Origin of the sequence: Deinococcus gobiensis I-0 (genome assembly GCF_000252445.1) — a bacterium.
Classification (GTDB): Bacteria; Deinococcota; Deinococci; order Deinococcales; family Deinococcaceae; genus Deinococcus; species Deinococcus gobiensis.
This window is the reverse complement of the sequence record NC_017791.1, coordinates 271,378-297,330: the sequence shown is the minus strand read 5'-3', so window position 1 is coordinate 297,330 and position 25,953 is coordinate 271,378. Positions and strand designations below refer to the sequence as shown.

Below are 25,953 nucleotides of genomic sequence, written 5' to 3'. Positions count from 1 at the left end.
TGCGACATAGAGATCTGTTCCGTAGTATAGGCAAAATCTCAAAAGAGCCTAGACTTTGAAACATAAGTCGTTCTGCCAGAGACCAGCAGGACATTGTCACCTAGAGGCGCTTTCAGCCACTCTCTACCGTCCTGGCCGGTGTTCGGCATATGTCTGGATCCCACACCTGGCCGCAGCCCTTTGCTGATTTCCTATCTCCCTGTCTGGACACACTCAACCATCCCAGGCAATCGACCTGGTCTCCCAGATCCATCCAGGGCCTTTTTCAGACACCTGGGGGTAAAAAGGAGTAAGACCAATTATGGCTGCAGCGAGTCAGTGAGGATCAGGATGACTGTCGCGTGGGCGTCACTCCCTGATCCTCGGCAATGTCCCGGCAATCACCTCTGACACGAGCCTGCGAAGACCTGGAGGCAGCCTGAGCACCTCGGTCAATCAGGGCTGTCCTAAAGCCTCGGATCGAGACCTTCGCTCTCCAGAGCGCTGACACCGACGACGCATTCGTGCACCCGCCGCAGGGGCTCGCCCCGCACGAACCTTTCCAACCCCTCAATCCCCAGTGCGAATTCACGGAGGGCCAGCGAACGCTTGGCGTTCAGGCCCCGGGACCGCAGGCGCTCCAGATGCTCTGGGCGGGTGTACTCCGGACCGTAGATGATTCGCAGGTACTCACGGCCCCGCACTTTGACCGCAGGCTGCACCAGCCCCTGGCGACCCCGGGCGAGAAACCCCCACGGCTTGACCACCATGCCCTCCCCGCCCCGTCCAGTGAGCTCCAGCCACCACTGCTCGGCCTCCGCCATGCCCTGCGGATCGTTCAGGTCCACCACACGGTGGGCCGTGGCAACGAAGAGGGCCGGGTCAGCCGACGCCAACCGGGTGAGGGACGCCAGATGCCACCCGTGGTCGCGGTCCACGTGCACGCCCCCCTCGCTGGCCAGCAGGTGAAAGGGGGCCAGCTGAATGTCCACGGGAGACGAGACGCGGCGCACGTACTGGCGGTAGGCACGCACATAGGCGGTGGTCAGCACCTTACGCTCACGGGTACGTTCAAGAAGTTCACCCAGCGGCAGGCCACGGGCCACAGCGGCCTCAAGGGCGCGCACTTCCGCCGGGAAGGTCGCAGCCGCCGCCTGACCCACCGCTGCGTACTGCCGCCGGATCAGGTCACCTGCCTTCAGGGACCAGGGCAGAATCTCGGTATCCAGCACCAGCCAGCCGGTCTGCAACTCCTCCCAGAGGCCACTGGTCTCCAGCGCCGCGCGGATACGGTCCACCACGGCAGTCTCCAGAGACGGCTCCTCGAAGAACGCCCGGCCCGACCGGGTGTACACCACGCCCGCCCGGCCATCCTGAACGCCGAACCTCGCCCGAGCGGTCTGTGCGTCGCGTGCCACCACCACCACGGCCCTCGAACCCATGTGTTTTTCCTCGCACACGACCTGTTCGGCGCCGGCGCGGCGATAGTGCTCGAAAGCCTCTGTGGGATATTCCAGATACCCTTCGCGTTGTGAGGTCTCACTGGGACTCATGGTCGGCGGCAGGTAGACCAGCCAGCGCGGATCCACGGCGAAGCGGCTGAGTGTCTCCAGAGCCGCTGCGGCTTCCCCCTCCCGTACAGTGACTCGCCCACGCAGGGCAGTCTCGATCGTGCGCTTCCCCATCACGTCCCCGAGGTCGAGCAGTTCGTCGTTCGTGTGCTGCGCTGACCGGGCATCGGCCTCCAGTTGGATTGGTCGGATGGGATCGGCATATACCTGCCGGGCCGGGACGCTCATCAACTCCAGTTCCGGGTATCTCAGCCCTGTAAGGCGCCCCCCGAAGACACAACCGGTATCGATATCGATGGTGCGGTTGAGCCACTCCGCTGCGGGGACCGGGGTGTGACCATAGATGACCATCGCCTCACCCCGGTACTCGGCCGCCCAGTTCCAGCGGACAGGAACCCCGAACTCGTCGGTCTCTCCGGTCGTCTCCCCATACAGCGCGAACTCCCGGACGCGGCCCGAAGCCCGGCCCTGATAGGCCCCTTTCATACCGGCATGAGCGGCGACCACCCGGCCTCCATCGAGGACGTAATGGCTGACCAGACCCTCGATGAACGCCGCGATACGCTGGCGGAACTCAGGCGATTCGGCGGCCAGCTGTTCCAACGACTCTTGCAGGCCATGCGACACCGTGACCTTGCGCCCCTGCAGGGCTCGCAGCAACTTGATGTCGTGGTTCCCAGGAACGCACAGCGCGGTTCCCGCCTCTACCATCCCCATCACGAGGCGCAGCACGCCTGGGGTGTCAGGCCCCCGGTCGACCAGGTCACCCAGGAAGACGGCCCGGCGGCCCACTGGTGGTGTGACCGTCAGATCTTTCGTCACGCGGTATCCCAGTTGACTGAGTAGATCACGCAGCTCGTCCAGGCAGCCGTGGACGTCGCCGATGAAGTCGAAGGGCCCCGTTTCGTGCCGCAGATTGTTGTAGAGCCGCTGGCGCTCCACGCGGACGGTATCCACGTCTTCACCCGTTTTCAGGACTGTGACCTGTCGGAAACCTTCGGCCTGCAGTTTTCGCAGCGACCGGCGCAGGAGACCCGCCTGCTGGGCGATCACATGTGCGCCGAAGGGCCGGTCTGTCCGTGACCGGTGCCGCTCGACCAGGGTGTCCTCCGGTAGATCCAGCGCGATCGCGACGGGCAACACATCGAATTCCCTGGCGAGCTCGACGATGCGCCTGCGGGCGTCGGCCTGCACGTTGGTTGCGTCGATCACGGTGAGCAGGCCCCGCGCCAGGCGTTTGCGGGCCACAAAGTACAGGCTGTCGAAGGCGTCGTTGGTGGCGCTCTGCTCGTTCTCGTCGTTCGCGACCAGCACGCGGAAGGCGTCGCTGGACAGCACCTCGCCCGGCTGGAACATGCGGCGGGCCAGGGTCGTCTTGCCCGATCCGGATGCCCCCACCAGAGCCACCAGGCACAGTTCAGGAAGTTGAATCGTCGTCATCTCGTCTCCAACAGGAAAGCGGCTGACCCTGCATTCATGGCAGATCCTTCAGCCGGACGGTCACCAGCAGGTCGCTCAGCGCATGGGTGGTTTCGGGTGTGACTTCCCCCGGCAGGTGGCTGGTGTCCCGCGCCTCTTGGAGCCGTCGGGTGAGTCGCTGGATTTCTTTCTCGAAGAAAGCCACGTCCCCGCTAAAAGGCTCTTTCTCGGCCCCACTGCGCTTCTGGTCCATCAGTTCATCCAGATAGGGCAACCTAGCATCCTCGTTCAGGAGACCCAGGTTTGCCTGAATTTCCCCCGTCTTTATCAGATGGAGTCCGGTGAGCAAGGTGCGGAAGGTGTAGAGCAGGGGCTTGATCCGTCGGGGACTTTCCCTGGCGAACAGCCGCCACTGGTTGGCGCTGAAGCCCAGATAGTGATGGGCGTGATGTCGCGTCACGCAACGGGCGGCGAGTGCACGGAGTTCGGCGTGCGCCGGGCTGGTCTGCACGACCAGAGGAGAGTGCAACTGTTCCAGCACGTAGCCGTTGCGCTTGAGCAGCAGCCGGAAGAACTTGGTAACGTCGTGTGTGACGAGGTCAAGCTCGATCTCGGTCCCGTAAGGAGCCATCTGCGGGTGGTTCAGACGCGGATCGTTCATCAGCTGGACCGTGTCCTGCCCGCCCAGTAGTCCGAGCACCTCCCGCGCAGGCAGGACATGTACGCCGCGCAGGTCCCAGTCACTGTCCGGACTGGGGAAGCCGTAGAGGTGGGCGCCGCTGATGGTGGCGAACAGCAGGGGATAGGGATGATCGTGGACAGCTTCCGTCAGGGCCTCGGGGAAAGTCACGACTCCACCTCCAGCATGCTGCGGCGCGCGCGGATCAGGAAGGCGTTGACGCGCGCGTAGTCCGGGCGCTCGGGCAGCGTGCTCTGGATCAGCGCCCGGTCAAAGCGGGCATGCAGGTCCAGTCGCCAGGCGTCGATCTCGCTCCACGGCACCTCACCGCGCTTGATGGCCAGGAGACTGTCCCTGTGTTCGCCGACGTGCACCATGACTTCACCCTGTTCCAGCACGGCGATGCCGGAGAGCAGGAGCCGGACCAGGTGCATGACGTGCTTCCAGCGGATCTCACCGCGGTTGCGCAGGTCCGCCTGCATCCGCTTGAACTGCGAGAGGACATACCCGTTATAGGTCTGATACACCAGCGTGGAGAGGAAGGCGTCGCGCATGCTCAGCAGGTCCTGAGCGACCGGCCCCGCCGTCTCCACCAGCGGGGTATAGAGGCACTCAAGGACGTTCGGATTGGCTTTCAGGGCGAGCGTCACGAACTTCTGCAGTTCCCAATAGGTTTCCTGCAGCTCGTCGTTCTCCAACTGCTCAGGGACGCCCCAGAGACTCCAGTGACGATCGGCGGGCAGCAGGTAGAAGCCGCGCCGGTCCGTATCGCTGGCCTCGGTATCGAGGCCGAACGCACGGGAGCCCACGATGCAGCGGTACTGGACCCACTGTGTCCAGTCGGGCGCCAGTGGCTGGTCTGGATTGGTGTGGTGCCGCTGGATGTCGAGGTCGCGGCGGAGGAACGCCGACTGCCCACCGTCGGGGAAGGCCACATGATAGGCGTGACTCAGATCAGTGGGGGCGCTAACCACACGTCCGACCGCACCGACCGGGCGGCTCACTTCACCGCCGGGGGAGTGCAACGCGATCCGCGTGACCACCTGGGTGCCCAGGGGCAGGGGACTGAGATCAGGACTCATGGGATTTCCCGGCGGAACATAGCCATCTGGGTGGGAGGACCCAGGGCTTCGTCAGCCTCTCCGATATCCTGGAAGTTCACCCCATAGCCGAACTCGTCAGCCACGCGCTCCGCCCAGTTCCGGAACTGGACGCGGGTCCATTCGAAGCGGTGATCGGCGTGGCGGGTGTCACCCGCAGGCAGGCTGGCCCAGCGGGCATTGAACTCCTCGTTGGGGGTCGTAACCACGACATGGCCTGGGCGCGCGTCGGCGAAGACCACCCGCTCAAGCGTCCAGAGCCGGTTCTCGTCGAGATGTTCGATCACTTCCACCAGGGCCGCCGCGTCAAACCCGCGCAACCGGATGTCCCGATACGTCAGGGAGCCCTGGGTCAGGATCAGCCGGTTGCGGTAGGACTCTGGCAGTTCGTCGAGGCGGAGATTTTCCCGGGCACGGGTGAGAACCCGTGGACTCACGTCCAGTCCCAGGATCCGCGTGAACTGTCGCTCAGGCAGGAGCCTGGCCAGGAGGTTGCCCTCCCCGCAGCCGAGATCGAGGACTGTCGCAGCTCCGCTCGCCATCAGCGCGGCTTTGACCGCTTCGAGGCGCTGGTCGTTGAGACTGGGAACAACTGGTCTCTTGGGTTCAAGGTCGTCTTCCGTGAAGTGGGCCTGCGCCGCCCGCTGCAGGGCGCGGCGGTGTTTCAGGAACCGGCGGGTGATCAATTCCCGTTCTGGATGGGTGTCCAGCCAGCCAGCCCCGTAGCGCAGAAGCTTGTCAATTTCCGCCTCATCGACGTAGTAGTGCTTGGTGTCGTCCAGCACCGGAATGAGGACGTACAGGTGGGCCAGGAGGTCCTGTAGACGTACGGTGCCTCCGAGCTTCAGGTCGAGGTAGGGACTTGGTCCCCATTCCGGAAAGGTGTCGTCGAGTAGGCCCGTGCTAGCTGTGACCTGGTATCCGAGAGGCCGGAACAGCCGGTCGGCCAGATGGACGTCACCGCGGGACGGTAGGGCGGGCAGGTGGACCTCGAAGGGCAGGGCCTGCGCGGCCAATTCGGGCCGTTCCTTGCTGCGGCCGGCCATGGCTGTGCCGAAGGCTTCACGCATGGCGCTGCTCAGAAAGCTTGACGCGGCGTAAGGACGGTCATTGACGTACGGTTCCAGTGGTAAGCCACTGGCGCCTGCCCTGCCGCGTGACAACACCACGGGATCCACCTCGACGAGAAGAGCGACGGTGCAGCGCTCAGGCGTCGCCTCTGGATAGAACACGTGACCCTGCCCGACCGGAAGTGTCAACGTGAGTGTCCGGTCCGGGTTCTTGTGCAGCAGATATCCGAGATCGGTCGCGGGTGAGTGGGTGGTGGAGATGGTCAGCAACATGGGTCTCCTTTTGTGAGACCCAGCCTACCGTCGAGTTCACGGCTGGTCATCGGCACTCTTGCGTAATGCAGGAGCTTCAGGTGCTTGCCGATAGTCCATGATCAGTTCACCCGTACAACTTCGTAAAAATTGAGGTTCAGTCATCCGTCGGGCTCGCTATGATCCTGAATCATTTGCTAGGCAGTGTAATCAGCGGATTAATCAGAGTATTTTATCAAATAAATCTGCAATTCTAATTAAAAGCAATTTATCATTTTGATTTATGTTGCCTAATAAATCTAGTCGATTTAGTGATATTAAAAAGTAATATACCCCTAGTGATATTGCGTAAAGACTATACTCGTCTTGAAAAAGACGAGTCTATTTTCCTCACTGGTACTCGGTATCCCGACCTGACCTATATAATTCTCGCTATTCCTTCGGCACGGTGACTACAGGTGGGGTCGATGTCGACCAGCCGCCCCCGCTGTGATTTCCCTCGGCCTGTCCCCATGCTCCCAACATCAGCCAGCCAGCCAGCGCCCAGCGCCACAGTCGATCGCGCATCTCCGCACCCCTCCAAAGGTGTGGAGGGACCGTAGAAATTCACCGGTTTTTGCCCGCTGAGCCGATCTTTCCCGCCGCTGAGCCAATTCGCTATCCTGCTGAACGTGGCGCACCCTATCTTCCGGGACATCCAGAAGGGCCGTTTTCAGGACGGCCTCGATTTCTACACCCGGATGGACCATCCCACCCCGGACGACCGCCGCTGGGCCGGCTACTGCCTCTTTGCTCTGGATCAACTCCTTCCCGCCCGTGACCTGCTCCGCCGCGCCGTCGCTGAGGGCTGTCACGCCGCCGGCCTGGAACTCTCGCTGGTCCTGCGCTACCTCGGCGAGCACGGCGAGGCCGCCCGTCAACTCGCCGCCGTGCCCCTGGACCTGTTGAACCCACTTGACCGGGTGTACGCCCAGCGCGAACAGGCGGCCACCCAGATGGAAGCAGGCGAACCGCACGTTGCCTCCGAGACCCTGGAGCGTGCCTGGGCCGAGCTGCTCACCCTGGGCGATGCGGGCCTTCCCCTCCGAACGGGCGTATCCCAGTTGCTGGGCGCCTCGCATGCCCTGCTGGGCCGCACGGCCCGGGCCGCCTACTACCTCGGTCAGGCCCTCGACCAGGCCCAGGGCGCGCGCCGCGTCGTCTCCCTGCACCTGCGTGCCCAGGTCCAGCTCTACGCCGGTCAGATCACGCTGGCCCGGCAGGATCTGGAAGACGCAGGGCGGCTGCTGGAGACCCTTCCCGGTGAACGCGCCTACCACGCCTACACCCGTGGATTGATCGAGCGGTCTCAGGGGCAATGGGACGCTGCAGTGGCTGCCTTCGCCCAGGGGTCCCGACTGGCCCAGGACGGCAGCGACCCTGCCACCGAGGCACTGTGCGAGCTGGGTCAGGCCACGGTCTGGACGGCCCGGGGTGAGGCCGGCAGGGCCGACGCCCACCTCAGCCGAGCCCTGGCCCTGCCGGCCTCACCGTGGTTGACGGCCCTGATCAAGCTTAGGCGGGGCCACTGGCTGGCGGCGCAGGGAGAACGGACCTTGGCGATCTCGTGTCTGGAAGAGGCCAGAGCGACCTTCGGGACGCTGGGCACGCTGCGCGAGCAGGCCTGGGCAGAGTTGCATCTGGCCGCCGTACAGCTGCCTGACGTCCCGGCAGTCCGGCAGCACCTCACTCAGGCCGCCCATCTCCGTCACGCGTTGGGGAGCGGCGCGGCCCTGTTGCCGGAATTGCGACTCCTTCCCGCGCTCGGTGCCTTCCTGACACAGCTGTCTTCCGATGATCCGCTGGGCGTTTTCCTGGTCGACCGGCAGGCCGCCCACTGCGTGACGCCGCTCGCCCTGAGCCTTCAGACCCTGGGCGAGAGTCGGCTGCTGGTCGATGGCCAACCGAAGCGGCTGGGGATGCGGCGTACCCTGGAACTGCTCGCCCTCCTGGCCTTGCGGGGGCCGCAGGCCCGGTCAGCGATTCTGACAGCCCTGTGGGCCGACGACGATCCCCGGCGTGCGACCAACTATCTGCATCAGTGCCGCAAGGAGCTGGCCGAGACCGTCCCAGGGCTGCAGGTTGTGCATGAGCGGGGGAGTGGACTGTACCGGATACTCAGTTCGGACGCCCCACTCTCCTGTGACGCACTGGACATTCAGCGGGCGCTCAGTGGTGGGGTGGAGGATGAGCAGGTGCAGGCCATCCATGCCTATGGAGGGGCGTTCCTGGTGGAGAGCGGGAGCACCTGGGCCGAGGAGGAGCGTGAGGGGTTGGAATGGTCGGTGATCAAGACGGGTCTGGCGCTGATGGAGCGGTGGAGTGCGGCGGGCGATTACGGGAAGTGTGAGTCGCTGGCGCAGCGCCTGCTGGAGATCGCGCCGAATGACGAGGGGCTCGTCGAGTACCTGGTCCAGGCGGTGCTGCAGTTGCGGGGACCGGCGGCGGCGCAACGGACCCTGCATGAACTGGCCTTGCGTGCGGCACGTGAGGTTGACGAATTGCCGGCCTGGCATGCGCGGCTCAGCCGGACCCTGGTCCTCAATTGAGTCATTCAGTGAGTATTCAGTGAGATCGCATTAACGTCATGTCATGTCTGATGGGATGTGGGGAGAGGTCCTGGAGCTGGAGTGCCGAAGTCTGGCTCAGCGGCTGTTTCTACTGGCAGAACTGGAGCTGGAGCCGGCGCCCCAGGATGAGGTGGTGCGGCAACTCCAGGGGCTCCCGGACGTACGGCGGCAATTCCGACGGGCATACACCGAGTGGAGAGAGAGAGAGTCCAGCGAGCCAACCAGTGACTGGGCTGACCAAGCTCTGGCTATCTGAATGTGATTCCCTTGATGACGTCCAAGCGCCGCTGCTCTCAGTACACGACGTAATTCGCGACAAATTAGTGAGCTGATACCCTACCTCCTCCTCACAGCAGAGAAGAACTTCAGGCTACCAGATATGTCTCGGATAAAGCGTCAGCTTTGCCTGAGCCTCTCTCTTTAGGATGATATCCAGAATTACTGAAAAATATTCTATCGATGTAATAGGAATAAAATTATTCTAAACTCTTGATTCATTTGTATTTTTTCCGTGACGGATAGTTTTAACTTTACTGAGCATCTCGCCAGGAGATGAAAAAATGGGAAACACGCTTGCCATAGTTGGGTCGGCGTTCTTATCATTTGCCACCACACTGTTGATGTGATATTGATAGATTCTCATATCATCTTGAACCGCAACATTGATGGCCAGCTGATATCCATCTTCCTGAAGCTCCGCCCCTAGAGGCTGCCAAGAACCCTATGCAAAAAGGAGCTTGAGGTTGTGGCAGAGCAGAAAACAAGCCGCCAGGAAATGGAATCCCACCAGCGTTGATGGCCACCGTTCAAGGTCTCGTCCGAGGCGTCTGAATCGGGAGAGCCAGGCCAACGAACGCTCGACCACCCAGCGACGGGGCAGCAGAATGAAGCCCTTCGACGCCTCCGGACGTTTCACGACGATCAGGACTACACCTGCTTCAGCCGCCTGGAGCGCGGTCTGTGCTCCCGTATCGCCCTGATCGGCGAAGGCCACTTCGACGTCGACGCCCGTCGCTTCTTGCACCTCCAAGCACAGGTCTTTGACCTGTGCCCGGTCTTGTTCATTAGCTGGGGTCGTCAAGATGGCGAGCAGGTGGCCCAACGTGTCGACCGCAAGATGCACGTTGGTGCCTTTGCGCTTTTTCGCCCCGTCAAATCCGGCGCGGTGCCCGCTTTCCGGCGTGCTTTGGAGAGTGCGACTGTCGATGATGATCGCGGTGGGTTCGCCGTTTCTGGACCGCTCAACTCGGGAGAGGATGCGGAGATCATGTGCGGCCGTCTCGAAGCACCCGGCCTCGAACCAGCGGTGCGCCTGTTGGCGCACCGTCTCTGCTGGCGGAAAATCGTTGGGGAGATAGGCCCACTGCGCGCCAGTGCGGGCGATCCAGAACAAGGCGTTAAGTACGTCCCGGATAGGGTAGTTCCGCTGCCGCGCATCCTGAGGACGGAGCAGAAGATACGGGAGAAGAAGTACGTATCGTCGTCCACGTCGCTGGGGTAGCCCTGCCGGATCATCCACGCATTCTGCTCTGTCCCAACTCCAGCTCCAACAATTCAAATCGGTTCTTGGCAGCCTCTAAAACGGAGTGGACTAACGGGCCGCCAGGTGCTTGCGGTGCGCCTTGGGGCAGAACCTTCCAGCGGCAGGCGGCATATGCTTTCCGTGGAGGTGACTGATGGCTGACCCGGAACGCGCGGTTCTGACCCAGATATACGAAGCTGTCAACCTCCGTTACGACATGGAGATCCAGCGGGGGTGTTCGCCGCCGGAAGCCCGGCAACGGGCCCTGGTGACGGCGGAGTATGTGACCCGGACGCTGCCCGAGCACGAGCGCACCCTGGTCCTGTTGCAGCTCGCACACAGCCTGGAACGGCGAGGTCCCTGAGGTCATCACAGTGGTCTCGGCACGGAACCGGGGCGGTGTGCAGACCGGTCTCTGCCCTGCCTGGGGGCGAGATCGGTGGGCGCAGTCTGGGCTGCTGATGCCCAGGCCTCCGCTTATGGGGGTACGGGTGGAGGAAGTCAGGCAACTCCAGATGAGCAGAGGCTCAGGGAGACCCCAACCACGTTGGTGACGCCGCTTGCCCTGTGGTGAGGCCAGGCCGTGTCTCCTGCAGGTATGTCGCTGCTGCTGATCTTTGGAGGGGCCTTCGCCCTGCTGATGCTGGCCGTCCGGGCCGCCCTGGAGGCTGGGGATCAGGGGCGCCCGCGCCGTCACGCCCGCCTGCTGCTGGCCGCCGTCCCCCTGTGGGTGGGGGCGTGGGCGGTCGTGCCCAGTCTCGTGGGTCCTGGGGCGCAGGCCACGGCGAGTGTCCGGGCTGCCCCACAGGCCCAGCTCGCCCACCCGGACCGCTGAATGAGGTGAGCGCGGCGAGATCACCCGGCCGGACGTGAATTTTACCCGGCGCGGCCAGGGCAGGCGTGTTACAACCGGCCCATGCCCCACCCGGAGGACCCGCAGAAGATAGTTGTGGCCGTTGAGGCTGCCTGGGCCGCGTACCGGGCAGACCTCCAGGTGCAGGTGGCGGCGGGGACATTGAGCGAGGCCGAGGGGAAGGAGCGGAGCAGCGAGCGGCGGAAGGCAGCCTGGGTGCGCGCGTTCCTGCTCACGCACTGCGACATGAAGTTCTGAGGCGGGGGCCTGACCCCGGTGGGGGGTGCCGCATTTCGAACAGCGCATCTGCTGACCTTCTGTTAAGACTGGAAGGGTGATTCGCTCTGCGGAGGAACAGGCGCGGCTGGAGGCCGAAGCGCTGGAAGCCTGGGCGCGGCACCACGCCTTTGTGCTGCGGATGCAGGCGGGGGGGCTGCTGACGGCGGAGCAGGCGGCGGCCCTGGGGTCGGAGGAAGCGCGGCGGATGTGGCTGCGCACCTTCCTGGGCACGCTCGGCTCCTGGTGAGCGCGGTCGGCGCGCGGGGAACCCAGGCCCAGCAACCGGCGGCGCAGAGGCCCCGTGCAGGCATGGCGGACCTCCGGAGCGCCCAGCGTGGGCGCTTCCGGATGGAGGGGCAGTGCAGGAATGCGGGGCATGGGCGCGGCTCAGCCCTCCGTACGGGTCAGGCGGGCGAGGATGGAGACGAGGAGCAGGGGCGTGGCGGTGAGGCTCACGGCGAAGGTCAGGAGCTGCCAGAAGGCGGTGGGGGCGGGAACCTCCGGGAAGGTCAGGAGGGCGGTGGCCATCGCGAGCACGAAGGCGGGCAGCAGGAGGCGCAGGCGCATCAGGAGTTCTCCCGGAAGAGCACGTCCAGCTCGGTTTTGCCGGGACGCGTGAGGGCGTAGCGCTGCCGGGCGCGGCCGGTGGTGGCCGGGCACACGTCCACGAGGCCGCGCAGGGCCAGCAGGTCGAGGTTCCGGGCGGCGCTGCCGGTGGCGCTGACGCCAGCGCGCGCGCACAGCTCGGCGAGGGAGAGCGGCTCGGCGCACGCGGCCCCCAGCAGCCGGGCGGCGTGGCTGCCGGGCGTGAGGTGGTCGCCCTGGGCGGCGGGCATCAGCGCACCCACCCTTCGCCCCGGCAGTCTGGGCAGGCGGCCAGCGGCTGATTGCGGCCCCCATCGGTGCAGCGGCACAGGCGCGCGCCCGGCTGGGGAGGGATGAGGGAGGCGGCACTGCCTGCCGCGTTGACCTTAGCGAACAGTCACAGCAGCCCTAGCGTCAGCAGCGAGGCGAGCGAGAGCAGAACCCAGACGAGGCTCATCGGCGGTCCCCGATGATCGCCCACGCGCTGACCAGCGCGCCGACGACGGTGAGGATCAGGTCGCGGCAGGTGACGCCCAGGGCCATGCCCAGCACCAGCACCACCATGAGCAGCAGCACCTGCCGCCCGGTGCCGGGGCGCGGGGTGGGGGCGCTCACGCCGCCTCCCAGGACGCGTCCTGCGGTGCCCAGGTCTCGGTGTGGGCCGCAATTGCCAAGCCCAGCAGGCCTGATCCGCGCGCACTCCCCCAGAGTGTCGCTCCACGACGCCCAACAACTGCTTCGCGTGCCCTGAACGCCTGCGCGGTGTAGAGCAGAACCTCTTTGTGAAAGGGTTTCAAGCGTTCTATGGCTTTTTCCCAGGCTGCCAGAGTGACTTGGGCATTGAGGACTGTCTCTTCACGGCGTCTGGACCAAGGCGGGAAAGCCACTTTCGCCATGTTGGATCTTGCTTGAAGCAGGAGCACATCAACAACTTGATCTACCTCTAGGAAGAACGCATCGCGCTCATTTGACTCTGGGGTCGGTGTCTCCACATGGGCCAGTACAACATGGCATCAGGACCGGAGCGGAAAGATATGGTGCCTCGCATAGCCTCAGCTCAGCCCCACCCGCTCCGGCCTACACTGGGGCAGGGCGTGCCCCTGCGTTAGGTGAGTGGGACGGAAGGCCTCACCCCCAGCGGCCTATCGAGAACGCCCAAAAGACACTAGTAAAGCATCAGGCGCTACAGGGCACAGTCCCGGATCCACCCAAGACGACGATCAACCCTCATCCCAACAAGGTGCGCCACTTCCAGAAAGGCCGTGGGTTCTGGAAGTGGCGGGGGTCACACTAGAGGTATGACCCCCGTGTCGCTCTGGAACCGCTCCTTTGTGCTGTGGCTTGTCGGCAGCGCCCAGTCGCGCTTCGCGGCGGCCCTGGCCAGCATCGCCCTGAGCTTTCTGGTGCTGCACCAGACCGGCCGGGCAGGGCAGATGGCCGTCACCCTGGCCTGCGCCCTGATCCCCAACCTCGTCATGCCGCTCGCCGGGGCCTGGGTCGACCGGATCGGGCTCAAGCGGCCTCTGATCGGCGCCAATGTCGTGCGCGGTCTTCTCCAACTGACCGTCGGCGGGCTGGCCCTCCTGGGTCAACAGACCGGTCAGGACGTCCCCCTCTGGGTCATCAACGGCGCCGCGTTCCTGACCGGCCTGTCGAGCAGCGTCGCGTCCCCGGCGGCGGGGGCGGCCTTGCCGGCCCTGGTGGCGCCTGCAGATCTCCCCCGCGCCAACGGCATGATGGGGAGCCTGGCGGAGACCATGGGCCTGCTGGGTACCTTCTCTGGTGGCTTCCTGGTGGCGGCCTTCTCGCCTGCCGTCGCCATCCTACTCGACGGCCTGAGCTTCCTGCTGATGGCGACCCTGCTGCTCGGCGTGACCCTGCCGAACAGACCTGAAGGACAGCCGACGTCCTCCAGTCTCTGGCAGGATCTCCGGGCCGGGCTGCGCCTGATGCGCCGCTCCTGGGTGCTGACCGTGATGCCTCCACTTGTGCTGTTGGTCAATGCGGCCATCGGGCCGGTGCTGGTGGTGACGCCCAAACTGATGGAGACGCTCGGTGTGGGGCCACGGGGCTATGGCCTGTTCCTGGCCATGGAAGGCGCGGGCATGCTGTTGATCGGCGTGTTGTTCGCCTCACTCGGGTCACGCCTGCCGTTGCGGGCCTGCACGTTGCTGGGCTTCCTCTTGAGTGGGGTGGCCCAGGCCTGCATGTGGCTGTGGCCGACCTACGTCCCGTTGCTGGCGGCGTCACTGGTGTTCGGGCTGGGCATCGGGCTGATCAATACTCCCCTGGGCACGCTGCTTCAGCAGGGCGTCCCGGCCGCCTACCTGGGCCGGGTCTTCGCGGTGCTCTCGGCGGTCGGGGCGGTCGGGATGCCCCTGACGCTGCTTCTGGTCTCGCCGTTGGTCGACCGCTGGCCTCTTTCCCTGTGGTTTGGGCTGAATGCGGTGGGACTGGCCCTGGGCGGAGCAGTCTGGGGCGCCCTGATGCGCATTGAGCCTCACATCCCTGCCCTTGCAGAAGAACGGTCTATTGAGCAACCCCAACCGAGGAGATAGCGGCCAAGCTGCTGCAGATTCAGGGAGAACGGTCAAAGTACGTCTCAACTCCCGTAGGCATCAGGTTCTGTGGAATGTAGTGTCGGATTTGCCCAGGTCCACGATCAGCTCTGACTGACACCGTTCTCAAGCATGGAAGACCCCGGCACACAGCAGAAAAGCCAGCCCAGCAAAAGGCCGCTCCTGCTTTCGCCCCACGCCTGGTCCATCAGCACCCCCTCTATTTCCGCTATACCATCACCCGCCGTTCTGGGGGCACCGACCCTGGCGAGAAGCGGGAGGACCGGCCACCCACCACCTCGCGCACACCCGATTCAGCCCTGTAGGCCGCGACCACCTCGTCCGGGTCCCGTTGCGCCAGGTACCGGGCGTACAGCAGGCCCTGGCCGATCTGCGAGACAGGGAAGTCCGGGCAGAACAGGTGCGGACGCGTCCATTGCTGCGCGACGACTGCTACGTCCGTCACCCGGACCCGGTCCGACCACGCCGGCACGCTCTGGCCGTGGTGGATGGGCGCCTCCAGGGGCTGGTGGACCTGAAACAACCAGGTGGCCTGACCACCGTGAATGGAGGCCAGGACGCTGTGGATCCGCCGTTCCAGCAGGGCGGACAGCGGCATGTCCTGCTCGAAGACCAGCAGACGCCAGTGGTCGTGGGTGTCGTCGCCCATGCTGACGCTTTCCCGGTCGAACGCGACCTGGATCGCGTCTGGGCGCATGACGCGCTGCACGTGGGTCTGCCAGCGCGCCTGCGCCTCGTCCGTCCGTGGGACGGGGGGCGGCTCGGAGGGGTGCTGGTTCTTTTGTGCCGTGCGCAGGCCCCGGAGGACGAGGACCAGCAGGACGATCAGGACCAGGATGGCGGCTCCGCCGAGAAGTTGCAGGAACCAGTCGGGTGGGGTCATGACGCCCAGGGTACAGAGCTGGCTGTGATCTGGAGAGGAAGGGCTCAGGGGGATTGCTGCCCAGGCAGGAACCGCGGCAGATCCGGGAGGACCGCCGATTGAGGTAGAGATGAAGGACCTTCCACCAGCAGGAGTCGCGCCAAGTGTTGGATATCCCACTGGAGGTCTGGTCGTAGGTCTTCAAGAATAGGCAGTCATGACTGAACCGCCCCCTTCCAAGGCAGAGCTGAGGACGCGCCTCTCCTCTTGGGCGGCGGCGGGATTGCCTGCGCCTCCCTATGCGAGGGAGGGACAGGACCCCCTGCTGCCCCGGCACTGGCTGCGGGCGGTGCGGGAGGCCCGTGGCCTGACCCAGCACGCGGTTGCCCAGGGCGTGACGGCCTCCGTGCCGGAAGCGCCCTTGACCCTCTCCCGTCTGGCGCATCTCGAAGGGGGACGGCTGAGCCTCCTGAGTGTCCGGGCGGGCCAGATGGAAGGCCTGCGCCAGGTCCTTGACGTACCGGTCTTGGTCTGGCACAGGGTCTTCAGCGAGGACAGGGACTCAACCGCCTCCCCGACACACTCCACCGCTTCCTGAAAAACAAGGCCAGCTGTCGCGGGCATAGGCCGAGCCGGGAGACCAGCAGGGCGTCACACTCCTGATCTCCGGCCCTGGGGACCACTGCATGCCTGCTGGGCTACTTGCTTCAAGCCGTGCTTATCAGAAAGACCTGCCTTGCGCAGCGTATAGCTCGACGTCATCTCGCGGATGGGCCTTTGGGACGCGTCATCCCCATCACCAACCTGAAGCCTGAGCAGGTGCAGAAGCAAAAAACCGTGGGAGTGGCTCGGAAAATAGACGAGCGCCCCTTCTGGCATGTGGGAAGCCGCGGAGCTTTTGAGCGTATAGATCTTCCAGCGGACCATCTTCCTGGTTCTGGAGGTCCGTCGGGGGGCTGGACAACCCTTCGAGGTGCTTCCTGTGCTGCCCCTGTCCGGATGCCACGTCTCTCTGGACCCTCAGGTCTGAAGGGTTCTCTTTGACGCGTCTTCGAAGCAGAGATCCGCATTGATGGCCGCCGCCGATCGTGCCCCACTGGCCGCCGCCAGTACGACCTGCTGCTCGCCGATCATGTCGCCCGCAGCGTACACGCCAGGCACACTGGTCCGTCCGGTCTCCGGGGTCACCTTCAGCAGCACATCGGCCAGCGGACCACGGTCAATGCGGGCGCACCCCAGCTGCTCAGGCAGCCTGGAGCGCTGGGCCTGCCCGGGGGTCACAAACAGGGCGTCACGCTTCAGCCGGGTGCCGTCCTCGAACGTGATGGCCTGCCCATCCCATTGGGCGACGGGGCGCTCATCGATGCGGACGCCCAGATGTTCAAGGTCGTCTCGTTGCTGAGCCGAGAGGTGAGCGGCGCCGTGAGTGAGCAGGACCAGGTGCGGTGTCCATTGCCGGAGCAGGACGCCGCGGTGGTACGCCATCTCGCCGCCGCCAGGAATCAGATCGGCCAGATGCTGATCACGGACTTCCCAGCCGTGGCAGTAGGGACAGTGGTGGACGTTGGTGCCCCAGCCGTCCTGTAGGCCGGGAATGTCGGGGAGCAGGTCGGTGACACCGGTGGCCAGAAGCAGGCGGCGGGTTCGGATGGTCTGACCACGGTTCAGGAAGAGGGTGAAGCCGCCCTCGTCAGGCGTCACGTGCTCGGCGGCATCGGAGAGGTGGGTGACGGGGTAGGGGGCAAGTTGCTCGCGGGCGATGCGGAGGAGGTCGAGAGGTGGGGTGCCGTCGCGGGTGAGGAGGCCGTGGGCGGCATGGGCTGGGGCATTGCGGGGTGGGCCGGAGTCCAGCAGGAGAGTGGAGCGGCGGGCCCGGCCGAGGACGAGAGCGGCATTCAGTCCAGCACTGCCAGCACCAATGACGACGACGGGAAAGAAATTGCTTTTTGATATCACCTTATCAATAGATGTCAATTCTGTCTGTTATTGAGTGAGCTGATGCACGATTGATCCTGTGCGGCAGGAAAGGTGACACAGCACTGACCAGCGCGCAGCGCAAGCCAGAGACTTCGGTGGACTGGAATTCTCTACCTCTCCATAAGTTGCACCCTGCTGCGGGCGGTGTTCCTGGGTGTGGATGGTCAGGACGTGGCCCAGAAGGCGGGGCGACTCTTCGACGCGCTGGCCTCTCTGCCGCTTCTGCCTGTGCTGGGGCTTTGGGTGGTGCTGGGTTAGTGAGCAGAGACGACACACCTGAGTGGTTACCTGACCTCATCGGCCAGTTCGGCGATCATCAGGTACGGCGGGGAAGGGCAGGTATCGCTGGGACCGCAGACCCCTCGAGTCAAAAAGACCCGCTGTTCTTTCCCAATTCAGCTCCAGTGGGTGGTCAAGGTCAGAGCCAGAATTTTTGCCATGCCATGCTGCGACGTCGTGTGACAGCAGGCTGCCTGAATTCCGCGGTCCATCACCGCTTAGGCTTCATCAGCGGGTAACGACACAGTGAATGTGGCCCCTTCTCCTGGTCGCCCTTCGGCCCACACATGTCCTCCGTGCGCAATCACAATGCGCCAGACATCGGCCAGGCCTACCCCCAAGCCGTCAAAAGCCTGCGCTTCAGGCAGGCGGCTGAACAACCGGAACAGGCGCTCCGCGTCGGCCGGATGAAAACCCATGCCATTGTCGCGCACCTCGATCAGGTGCATATTCTGACTTCGTGTGGCCCGTACCTGCACGCGGGGGTCCGGTCGGCCCTGGGTGTACTTCACAGCGTTGTGCAGTAGGTTGCCAAACACCAGACGCAGCGCCGTGTAGTCCCCGCGCACCGTAGGCAACGGCCCTAACTCCAGCTTCACCGTGGGCGCTGGTCCACCCAGATCCTGCCAGCTCAGCTCGAGCACCTCGGCCAGATCCACCTGTTCCAGCGTCAGGGGGCCGGCTTGCCGCTCGCCGTATTGTAGAAGTCCACTGAGAATGTCGGCCATTCGGTCTGTCGTGTTCATGATGGCCTGGGTATGGGTTCCCCGAGTCTGCTCCGAGGCCGTGTCGAGCAGCGCTGCGTGGCCCATCAGCAATTGCAGGGGTGTGCGGAGATAATGGCTGACTGAACGCGCGAAGGCGCGCAACTCCTCATTGGCTGCCTGCAACTCCGTAGTGCGCTGGGCCACACGCGCCTCCAGGTGATCCTGAAGCTCGGCTAGGGTCTGTGCGACTGAACTCATGGCTTGACCGTAGCCTCATGACTTGTGGTGCCGAACCGAACTGACTGACGCCCAATGGAACGCACTTTTCCCACACCTTCCAGCTAATCCCAAACGCGGCCGTCCGTTCGCCGATCATCGACGGATCATCAACGGCATCTTGTGGCGGATCAAGCTCGGTACGCCTTGGCGTGACATCCCTGAACGGTACGGTCCGTGGCGCACTTGCCATGACCGCCTCTCACGTTGGGAACGAGACGGCACCTGGTTGCGCATCCTTCAGATTCTTCAAGGCGTCGCGGACCGGCAGGGACAGATCAACTGGGAAGGCGCGTCCATTGACAGCACCCACTTGCGTGCCCATCGCAGTGCGGTCGGTGCTCGCAAGCAACCCTCGCAGCATGATTCACGACCGGTGATTGCCGGGGAGTGGCTCGGCCACTCCCGTGGTGGACGCACCACAAAACTCCACCTGTGTGCTGATGGACATGCGCGTCCATTGAGCGTCGTGCTGAGTGAGGGACAACGCGCGGATGGCCCCTTCCTTCTTCCTGTTCTGGAAGCCATTCGTGTTCCGAGGTTAGGGAAGGGAAGACCGAGGTCTCGACCTCCGATCATTCGCGTTGACCGCGCTTATGGGGCTCGGGTGTATCGCCACATGGTTGGTAATGCTCCAGAGATGACTTCCAGAACCTGACCCTTGTGATGCGAGGGACGAGCAGACTGGAGATCACTATGGGAAAGCAGAGAAAAGTCTGGAGCACGGACGTCAAAGAAGCCATCGTCCTGAGCGTGCTGCGGGGAGATCTCGGGGTCGCGGAAGCGGCCCGTCAGCACAGGGTCAACGAAAGTCTGATCCATACCTGGAAAACTCAGTTCCTAGAAGCCGGACGCGCCCGGCTCGCGGGCGACCGACAGGACCAGGGTGTCACCACCCTGGAACGCGAGAATGACCGTCTAAAGCGCATCCTGGCGGAAAAGGAACTGGAGCTCGACATCTCGCGAAAAGTGCGGCGGCTCTGACACTGGACGAGCTGATCGTTCTCTGGCAGAGCCGACCCCAACTCAGCCTGCGGCGGTTCGCGCAGTATGCCGGCGTGCCGTACTGGCGGCTCCGGGACCATCAGCACAGCGCGTCGACGCGCTGTGCCAGGCAAGAGCACCGTGATGCGCTGTACGAGAAGGTGCGCCAGGCGGCACTGCAACACCCGACCTCCGGGTATCGGCTGCTGTACCAGGAATTCAAGGCCCAGGGCGAAGAGATTGGATTACACAAGATTCGCGTGGCCTTGGGCGAGTTGCATCTCCACCCACCGCTGCCACGGAAAACTCGGAAACCTTCGGAGAAGGTTTCCACGCCACAGGATTGGCCCGCAGGTCGACGGGTGCAGATCGACGCGACCCGTCTTTCCTTACCCGATGGGGTCTGCTGGATCTACTTCGTGCTGGACGTCCCTTCACGGGTAGTCCTGGCCAGCCGGGTGGTCCGGAGCCTGTCAATGCACCTCGCCAAGCTGACGCTTGACGAAGCGGTTGGTGTGCTGCGTGCTCAGGGGCACCACGAGACTCTCGTGGTGCAGAGCGATGGAGGCAGTGATTTCACCAGTGACCTCTTTCAACAGAGCTGTTTGAAATACGGCAGCTGGGTGCGCTGCAAGGTCTCCCAGCCGGGGGGAACCGGACTCCTGGAACGCCTCAACCGGACCTACAAGTATCAGTTTGCCTTCCGCCAGGACTGGCAGTCCATGGCCGATGTCCGGACCGCCATGCCGGACTTTCACCGCTGGTACAACCACGAGCGCCGTCATTCGGCGCTCGACTACGCCACGCCTTGGTCTACACTCACTTCATCGGCAAACGCTCGCAACGCCGCTTGAAGTCAAACCTGGAGCATTACCGTTCAGGCCCGGGGGATTCGGTTGGTGTGTCCAGAGCGAGAGGATGCCAAGCGGTATCGAAGAGCAAAAGGCGCTCGTGGTGGTCGTCCACCAGCGTTTCATCTGGAGACGTACAAGGGCAGGAATGTCGTGGAGCGTGCGGTCAACCGGCTCAAGGATTTCCGGGCCATCGCAACGAGGTATGAGAAACGAGGGCGCAACTTTATGGCGGTGATTCTGGTTGCTTGTCTGGTCCTATGGTTGTGAGTGCCAAGTGCCGACTCAGCCGCCATCTATCGAGAGGATCCCCGTGTTGCCACCTATGACAGGTGGGATCTCAAAACTGGTCACAAATGGCTGGTCGATGTTTCCGAGCAGGTTCGATCCTGCATCGAAATGACAACTGCGGATAAGCACAGGGCCTGGGTACCAGCAGTCGAAGAAATTGACGAAATGGGTGAACGTACAGGCGTTTAGGACGAAGGCCGCAGGTGGTTCATTGTGCCCACCGCACTCAAATGTGACCGGCCCGTCGAAGGTGCACTCAATAAACTCCGCCCCAGCGAGAAAGTACGTGGCCCAGCAGAACGCGGTGCCGAGATGACACCGTTCAAAGATCACGGGTCGATGGAAGACCAGCGATGAACTGTCGAGGGTGTCAATTCGGCTGTCTCGGGCAATGATCGACACATGGATCCCAGTCTGGTCGTCGGATGCCAGTCTGTGGAGGTCGAGGGTATCCACATGCATGTACTGGAGCGGCTGACCCGACCTGAGGAGGTCAAGAGCATGTGACGCGTTGATGGCGTTCATCCCGTCAAGCGTAATGCAGCGAATTGCCGCACAGACCCTAGGCGACCAGGTGCGTGCGGGACACGCTCTTTGACATCGGCAATAAGGTGACAGGGTCGCTCGTCAAAACAGACGACCGGGAATATGGGTTCGTACGGTGTCTGGTACAAGTCCAGTACATCCTCCATCGCCGCGACAAAGGCACCGTTCTGATCGGGCGGAATGACGAACTGCTCGTGTTTATGGGGTTTAAGAATGTTTTTTTTAGATACACGCGGACGGTTTCGTACGAGATGGAGTCCACGTACCCGAGTTCCATCATCTGATCCGCGAGCAGGCGGAGGGTCCAGGTGCGGTGCCCGAGTTCCTCGGGCACGGTGCTGCATGCAAGAGCCACCAGATGTGCTTCGCCGCGCTCGTCCAGCTTTTTGGGCTTGAGGCGTTGCGGCCGAAGATGGTTGAGGGCGGCCTCAAAGCCTTCCAGGACATATGTTTTCCGGACACGCTGCACGGTCCGGGGATGCACTTCAAGGGTTTCGGCGATGTGCTCGTCATCCAACCCATGCGTTTTCAGGTCAGCTTTGAGAAGGATACGGGCGTGCGTGAGTTTGCGGGTCGGGGCCGTACCGGACTTGAGGAGTGCTTTGAGATGGGCACGTTCCTCAGGGGTGAGGTGCACCGCGTATTTCATGCCCTAGCGTGCACCTAGAGCGGTCCATTGTGGTGAATGAGCAGCCAGATCTGGATGATGTCGTCGGGCTGTGCCGTGCCTCAGAACTTGATACTTCGAGCAAGGGAGGCGCTCCTGGACCGTCACCTTGGGTCTGTTGGCAGGATCAAAATGGGTGACATGGTTGAGCAGGCATACGTGTTCCTCGATCCTGACGGATCTCAAGGGTCTGGTGTCGTGGTCGTCGTCCAAGCCCCTACCGGTGTCGTGTATGCCTCGCAGGTCGGCGGTTCTGCGAACGAAGAGCGGTCCGTGGAGGGGTTCGCGATTCCGCTCTTCGACACTCAGCACCTCAATACTTTGAAGACGTTCTTTGCCCGGTACTGTAGAAATCCGCCTGGCTCAGTCGCACCATACGAAAGTTGGAAGGAGAGGGACCTGCAGGTATTAGCGGATATTGTCCGAGGGATTACGCTCTGGCATACCACTCGAGAGAAAGATGAACCTGCACAACTTCAATGTGATTGGGCGCGTCTTGAAGAGCTCACGGAGGGGTGGATTCCTGTCCTGACCCCCTATGGCCGAGGCATCCTCACGCACCAGAACTGCGACTAGGGGCTCGTGCTTACTGACAAACCATTGCTGACAAGCCACTAGAGCAGTTTGAAGGGGTCAGTCTTCATGAGCCCCTCCTCCCCAGAGTGTCATTAAAAGTCTATAGTCACAGTCCATCTCAGGGGATGCCTGCAAGGTCAGAGAGGAGAAGCTCGTCCGAGCGGAGGCGTCGGCTTAAGGACGGAGGCACCAAACTGCTCGTAGAGATCCAACACATGCGTGATCTCTGAATCGGTAAAGCGGAGTTCTACAGCCTCCCCTTCACACACTTGCTCAACGCGACCGTCCGCAACGTGCTGCAACATCTCTGTAAAAAGCTCGGTGATAGACGAGGCCAGAACGAAGCGTTTCCGTTCCCGGGCGCCAAAATTGATGATCTGCCCCACCTGTCCGCGCTCGTCCGGGTGAAGATCCACCGCGATGTACGCCCCTCCATAGTCGTGCGCAAGAGGCAGCCAACCGGCATCGAAGGGCACCGGTCGGACCGTACCTGGGGGATCCACAGCCTCGATCGTTTGAAAGTTGGGATCCATAAAAACGCTGTCCAGATGGCTCAAGTCTTTCCGCTCACCATCGCCAAACTGTAGGGGAATGGCGATCAACCCGTAGAAAAGCCCATGTTCGCGCTGGGTGAGATCAGGATTGAGCAGTCGGAAGTAGGTTTTGAGGTCTTCGGGAAGCTCAAGGCCCAGTTCGCGTTCCATGTCCGCAAAGATTGCTTCAATATCGTCCGTTGGAGGTGGCGCAGACCCAGGCTGGCAGGTCCGCATCCAGGACAGGAGGGTGAAGAAGGGGGACCGTTCAGGTGTCATGCATGTCGATTCTCTCCCGCCCTGCGGCCTCTCTACAGGGCAGATCTACAAGCATAGGAGTTCAGTTGCCCCCGCCAGGCCTCACGCTGGCGCCCGTACTGGGACAGGGTATGTCCCGAAGTGGAATTGAAAGGAGACACTCAGGGCCATCTGGGAGCTTGAAGTGGCCTCTGGTATTCAGCTCGAGTCGTACAATCGAGCGGTCACGATCTGATTTCCCACGCCTCAGGGCAGGCGAGGCACCCGGACTTCCTGTACCCGCCCCTGCGCGTCGAAGCTCACCGTTGCCGGGAAGGGGATGTTCCGGTACTTCCACTCAGGTGTTTTCAGCAACTCGCTCACGGTGCCGAACATGCTGCTGGGGAAGCCCGCCAGCCAGGCGTACTGCCAGCGGGTCAATCCGTGCGGATCTTCGGGCCTGTCCTGGGGCACTTGGTCACTCGGTGGGGTCAGGCTGAACACCCGCTGCACCGTCCAGGTGTCGGGGAGGTAGATCGGCACGGCCACGCCACAGTTGCCTGGGTCCGTCGCCTGCTCCAACCAGGAGGTGTCCTCCTCTTCGAACGGGGCCGACGACGAGAAGGACCCATTCGACTGGAAGGGAGTGGAGTCGAGCAGGAACACCAGGGGCGTCAGGGCTATGGCGTCCGCACCCCGCCCCACGTCGTCCCCGAAGCTGCCCTGCGCATTCAGGAACAGGGGCTTGCCCAACCGGGCGACCTGGAGCACCCGGACCCCCTGACACAGCGGTACGTTCACGCCCATCGAGGCGTCTTTGGAGACGTCACACTGACTTCCCAGCCCCCCGTAGCCCCAGACCTCCTTGCCTTCATAGGTCCGCTTCAGGGCTGCCAGGGCGGGATCAGCGACCAGTGGGGCCAGATCCGGGAAGCCGTCGCCAGCGCGCCCGAGGCGTTCCACTTCCCCCAAGCCCGGCACGGAGAAGGTGGCTTTCTCTCCAGCGGTCCGGACCAGCGTGAGCACCCGGCCGGCGAGTTGCGAGGGAGGGAGGGACTGACCCTGACGACGGTACTCGGTGGTGTTGTCCAGCCGGAGGAACGTCTGTCCTGGCCCAAAGGTCGCCGGCACCTGTACAGCGGGATTGATGGCCAGGGGATTCCCCAGATTCTTCCCTTCCCGGACGAGCTGCACGACCGCCGACGTGGGCGTATTCAGCCGGAGGGCGAGGGGAGCGCGCCAGCTCTTGTCCTGCAGCCAGGTGGGGCCGGGCGTGAGTTGGGCCTGGAGGTCGGCAAGGGGTTGGGCGGACCAGATGGGGTGGGCGGTCAGGGTGAGGGGGGCACGGGACCAGCCTTGTGGGGGCGGCGCCGGCTGGTTGGTGAAGGGGACGAACTGGAGGGGTTGGGCGAAGGTGGTCCCGGGGTCCGGGTAGCCCCCGGACCAGGGAAAGGGCGCGCCAGCGGGGGCAAAGGCCATTAGGGAGGCCAGCAGCAATGGGCTTGCCATAGCGCACCTTACCGAAGCAGGGCTGCAGGGGCATCCCTCCAAAGGCGTAAAGGCACTGCTTCCTCAGCTCTGACTGAGCCACGCCAATCTCTTAATCCTGTGGAGGAGAGATGGTCGTCTGGTCGCCGAGAAACACGAAACGGCCCTCCGATACCCCGAACCTGGTCACGATGCCGACGCTGGACGTAAACACGTACCCGACACCTGCCTCCGACCGGATCTCCAGCACCTCACCCCACCGTTTCAGCAGAACGATTTTGTCTTTGAGTGACCAGCCCCAGGTTTGCCGGTCAAAAAAGTTCGCTTGAGAGAAAAGGTCGATGATCATTCCCGCCTCTCCCAGGAGTGTAAGGGCCGGGTACTCAAGCAACCTAGGCTAACCATCAGCTTAGGCTGCGGCTCAGGGACGAACCAATACATGGAAGCTGTCCACCAGCTTGAAACGGACAGAATCGATCTCGACAGTCCCGTGAGGCATTGGTGGACGCTGCTCCGGCACCCGCCAGTCCTCTCCCGCCTGGCCAGTGATCAGATACAGGCCATTTCACTCCCCCTCGGGCAAGCGGTTCCCCGCCTGTTCGTCCAGCGTCCGATACGACTCAGCCACGGACATCAGGAGTTCGCGGGCTGGAGCTCCCTGTTCCCAGAAGGCGAACTCTGTGTCATACCAGCGAAGTCGGTAAGCCACCGCAAAGCGCGAGAGCTGCCCTTCGCCCTCGTCGGTGTATGACAACTCGAAGAGGGAGGCCACATCCTGGGCAGGATCTGTCTGAAAGACCCAGAGGGTGACGACGTCTGGGATGTACAGGCACATGGGATCTACCCTATGACCTATCCCTGCACTTCGGGGCCATCGAGGGATTGGGAGAAGATCAGGAGCTCAACCTCAACGGATCCCAGAGCCTGCACGCAAGCCAGCCAAGCGCTACAGGGCAGTAGGTAGATTAGGTGACCAGATTGGCCGAGCGTGCTGGCTGGGCACCTGCGACAAGGTTGGCTTGGGCGTCACTTTCAGATAGACCTGTGCTACACAGCCCCGCCGGCCTCTCCTTCTGCCAGCTTGCGTCATCTGGCCTATAGCTGCCCTGGGCGCAGGCCTGTTACAGTTCATCCCAGGACATGGCGGCCCCTGGACAGGCCTCCTTCTTCCCTTTGAAAAAG

26 protein-coding genes and 3 pseudogenes are annotated in these 25,953 nt (G+C 63.2%); 11 read left to right on the top strand and 18 right to left on the bottom strand.

The window, feature by feature from the left end; translation table 11 throughout:
• Positions 1–446: 446 nt before the first annotated feature.
• The 4 genes from DGO_RS18460 to DGO_RS18445 are packed head-to-tail and all read right to left on the bottom strand — an operon-like array spanning position 447 to position 6,091.
• Positions 447–2,990, bottom strand: coding sequence for a polynucleotide kinase-phosphatase (locus DGO_RS18460; RefSeq protein ID WP_014686729.1), 2,544 nt, complete (start codon positions 2,988–2,990; stop codon positions 447–449).
• 34 nt (positions 2,991–3,024) lie between these two features.
• On the bottom strand, positions 3,025–3,819 hold the full coding sequence (locus tag DGO_RS18455) for a nucleotidyltransferase domain-containing protein (RefSeq protein ID WP_043804698.1): 795 nt from the start codon (positions 3,817–3,819) through the stop codon (positions 3,025–3,027).
• Positions 3,816–4,730 (bottom strand): nucleotidyltransferase domain-containing protein, encoded by a 915-nt coding sequence (locus DGO_RS18450; RefSeq protein ID WP_014686727.1) that lies wholly within the window; start codon positions 4,728–4,730, stop codon positions 3,816–3,818. Before DGO_RS18450 ends, DGO_RS18455 begins: the two co-directional genes overlap by 4 nt.
• Positions 4,727–6,091: a 3' terminal RNA ribose 2'-O-methyltransferase Hen1 gene (locus DGO_RS18445; RefSeq protein ID WP_014686726.1), complete on the bottom strand. Its 1,365-nt coding sequence runs from the start codon at positions 6,089–6,091 to the stop codon at positions 4,727–4,729. The genes DGO_RS18450 and DGO_RS18445 overlap by 4 nt, the downstream gene beginning before the upstream one ends.
• A 650-nt stretch (positions 6,092–6,741) precedes the next feature.
• Here DGO_RS18445 and DGO_RS18440 point away from each other — a divergent pair.
• The gene (locus DGO_RS18440) at positions 6,742–8,658 is read left to right on the top strand and encodes an AfsR/SARP family transcriptional regulator (RefSeq protein ID WP_043804697.1); all 1,917 of its coding nucleotides are present in this window, start codon (positions 6,742–6,744) and stop codon (positions 8,656–8,658) included.
• Positions 8,659–9,400: 742 nt separating this feature from the next.
• On the opposite strand, the pseudogene DGO_RS18430 reads toward DGO_RS18440, so the two are convergent.
• Positions 9,401–10,194 (bottom strand): annotated as a pseudogene (locus DGO_RS18430) (IS5 family transposase).
• Positions 10,195–10,355: 161 nt separating this feature from the next.
• On the opposite strand from DGO_RS18430, the gene DGO_RS18425 reads away from it, so the two are divergent.
• From DGO_RS18425 to DGO_RS18410, 4 genes are all read left to right on the top strand, one after another.
• Positions 10,356–10,565 (top strand): hypothetical protein, encoded by a 210-nt coding sequence (locus DGO_RS18425; protein ID WP_014686721.1) that lies wholly within the window; start codon positions 10,356–10,358, stop codon positions 10,563–10,565.
• A 234-nt stretch (positions 10,566–10,799) separates the two neighbouring features.
• A complete protein-coding gene (locus DGO_RS18420; RefSeq protein ID WP_043804695.1) occupies positions 10,800–11,036 on the top strand; it encodes a hypothetical protein in 237 nt (78 codons plus the stop codon).
• Between the two features lie 81 nt (positions 11,037–11,117).
• Complete coding sequence (locus DGO_RS18415; RefSeq protein ID WP_043804693.1) at positions 11,118–11,312, top strand: hypothetical protein; 195 nt, start codon at positions 11,118–11,120, stop codon at positions 11,310–11,312.
• Positions 11,313–11,388: 76 nt separating this feature from the next.
• Positions 11,389–11,580: a hypothetical protein gene (locus DGO_RS18410; RefSeq protein WP_014686717.1), complete on the top strand. Its 192-nt coding sequence runs from the start codon at positions 11,389–11,391 to the stop codon at positions 11,578–11,580.
• A gap of 140 nt (positions 11,581–11,720) precedes the next feature.
• Here DGO_RS18410 and DGO_RS18405 read toward each other — a convergent pair whose 3' ends face one another.
• From DGO_RS18405 to DGO_RS23510, 4 genes are all read right to left on the bottom strand, one after another.
• Positions 11,721–11,900 carry a hypothetical protein gene (locus tag DGO_RS18405; RefSeq protein ID WP_014686716.1) on the bottom strand — a complete coding sequence of 60 codons (180 nt, stop codon included), beginning with the start codon at positions 11,898–11,900 and terminating at the stop codon, positions 11,721–11,723.
• Positions 11,900–12,181, bottom strand: coding sequence for a hypothetical protein (locus DGO_RS18400; RefSeq protein WP_014686715.1), 282 nt, complete (start codon positions 12,179–12,181; stop codon positions 11,900–11,902). The genes DGO_RS18405 and DGO_RS18400 overlap by 1 nt, the downstream gene beginning before the upstream one ends.
• 190 nt (positions 12,182–12,371) lie before the next feature.
• Positions 12,372–12,533 carry a hypothetical protein gene (locus DGO_RS23935; protein ID WP_014686714.1) on the bottom strand — a complete coding sequence of 54 codons (162 nt, stop codon included), beginning with the start codon at positions 12,531–12,533 and terminating at the stop codon, positions 12,372–12,374.
• Positions 12,530–12,910, bottom strand: coding sequence for a hypothetical protein (locus DGO_RS23510; RefSeq protein ID WP_145975509.1), 381 nt, complete (start codon positions 12,908–12,910; stop codon positions 12,530–12,532). Before DGO_RS23510 ends, DGO_RS23935 begins: the two co-directional genes overlap by 4 nt.
• Before the next feature lie 306 nt (positions 12,911–13,216).
• Here DGO_RS23510 and DGO_RS18395 point away from each other — a divergent pair, with 306 nt between their 5' ends.
• On the top strand, positions 13,217–14,476 hold the full coding sequence (locus DGO_RS18395) for an MFS transporter (RefSeq protein ID WP_014686712.1): 1,260 nt from the start codon (positions 13,217–13,219) through the stop codon (positions 14,474–14,476).
• 229 nt (positions 14,477–14,705) lie between these two features.
• On the opposite strand, the gene DGO_RS18390 is transcribed toward DGO_RS18395, so the two are convergent.
• The 3 genes from DGO_RS18390 to DGO_RS18375 all read right to left on the bottom strand — a co-directional run bounded on the left by DGO_RS18390 (position 14,706) and on the right by DGO_RS18375 (position 18,580).
• Positions 14,706–15,380 carry a hypothetical protein gene (locus DGO_RS18390; protein WP_014686711.1) on the bottom strand — a complete coding sequence of 225 codons (675 nt, stop codon included), beginning with the start codon at positions 15,378–15,380 and terminating at the stop codon, positions 14,706–14,708.
• A gap of 999 nt (positions 15,381–16,379) precedes the next feature.
• Entirely contained in the window at positions 16,380–17,333 is a 954-nt protein-coding gene (locus DGO_RS18380) for an NAD(P)/FAD-dependent oxidoreductase (RefSeq protein ID WP_145975508.1), read from the bottom strand.
• 500 nt (positions 17,334–17,833) lie between these two features.
• Positions 17,834–18,580 (bottom strand): sensor histidine kinase, encoded by a 747-nt coding sequence (locus DGO_RS18375; RefSeq protein ID WP_014686706.1) that lies wholly within the window; start codon positions 18,578–18,580, stop codon positions 17,834–17,836.
• A gap of 22 nt (positions 18,581–18,602) precedes the next feature.
• Here DGO_RS18375 and DGO_RS22170 point away from each other — a divergent pair.
• From DGO_RS22170 to DGO_RS22165, 4 genes and pseudogenes are all read left to right on the top strand, one after another.
• Positions 18,603–19,214: pseudogene (locus tag DGO_RS22170) on the top strand (IS5 family transposase); the annotation flags it as partial.
• Between the two features lie 80 nt (positions 19,215–19,294).
• Positions 19,295–19,582 carry a transposase gene (locus DGO_RS18370; protein WP_014686704.1) on the top strand — a complete coding sequence of 96 codons (288 nt, stop codon included), beginning with the start codon at positions 19,295–19,297 and terminating at the stop codon, positions 19,580–19,582.
• 74 nt (positions 19,583–19,656) lie between these two features.
• A complete protein-coding gene (locus DGO_RS24480; RefSeq protein WP_226991547.1) occupies positions 19,657–20,436 on the top strand; it encodes an integrase core domain-containing protein in 780 nt (259 codons plus the stop codon).
• A 27-nt stretch (positions 20,437–20,463) separates the two neighbouring features.
• Positions 20,464–20,703, top strand: a pseudogene (locus DGO_RS22165) (transposase); the annotation flags it as partial.
• 15 nt (positions 20,704–20,718) lie between these two features.
• On the opposite strand, the gene DGO_RS18360 reads toward DGO_RS22165, so the two are convergent.
• Together DGO_RS18360 and DGO_RS22160 are read right to left on the bottom strand one after the other, a co-directional pair.
• Positions 20,719–21,249 carry a hypothetical protein gene (locus DGO_RS18360; protein ID WP_014686701.1) on the bottom strand — a complete coding sequence of 177 codons (531 nt, stop codon included), beginning with the start codon at positions 21,247–21,249 and terminating at the stop codon, positions 20,719–20,721.
• Between the two features lie 37 nt (positions 21,250–21,286).
• Entirely contained in the window at positions 21,287–21,919 is a 633-nt protein-coding gene (locus DGO_RS22160; protein ID WP_014686700.1) for a helix-turn-helix domain-containing protein, read from the bottom strand.
• Positions 21,920–21,955: 36 nt separating this feature from the next.
• Between DGO_RS22160 and DGO_RS24475 the strand changes: the two genes are divergently transcribed.
• On the top strand, positions 21,956–22,513 hold the full coding sequence (locus DGO_RS24475; protein WP_014686699.1) for a DUF6210 family protein: 558 nt from the start codon (positions 21,956–21,958) through the stop codon (positions 22,511–22,513).
• 137 nt (positions 22,514–22,650) lie between these two features.
• On the opposite strand, the gene DGO_RS18345 is transcribed toward DGO_RS24475, so the two are convergent.
• From DGO_RS18345 to DGO_RS18330, 4 genes are all read right to left on the bottom strand, one after another.
• The gene (locus DGO_RS18345) at positions 22,651–23,217 is read right to left on the bottom strand and encodes an SMI1/KNR4 family protein (RefSeq protein WP_043804689.1); all 567 of its coding nucleotides are present in this window, start codon (positions 23,215–23,217) and stop codon (positions 22,651–22,653) included.
• Between the two features lie 333 nt (positions 23,218–23,550).
• Positions 23,551–24,792, bottom strand: a complete 1,242-nt coding sequence (locus DGO_RS18340; protein ID WP_014686697.1) for a hypothetical protein — start codon at positions 24,790–24,792, stop codon at positions 23,551–23,553.
• Between the two features lie 91 nt (positions 24,793–24,883).
• Positions 24,884–25,120 carry a hypothetical protein gene (locus tag DGO_RS18335; protein ID WP_014686696.1) on the bottom strand — a complete coding sequence of 79 codons (237 nt, stop codon included), beginning with the start codon at positions 25,118–25,120 and terminating at the stop codon, positions 24,884–24,886.
• 216 nt (positions 25,121–25,336) lie between these two features.
• The gene (locus DGO_RS18330; protein WP_014686695.1) at positions 25,337–25,606 is read right to left on the bottom strand and encodes an immunity 22 family protein; all 270 of its coding nucleotides are present in this window, start codon (positions 25,604–25,606) and stop codon (positions 25,337–25,339) included.
• Positions 25,607–25,953: the final 347 nt, after the last annotated feature.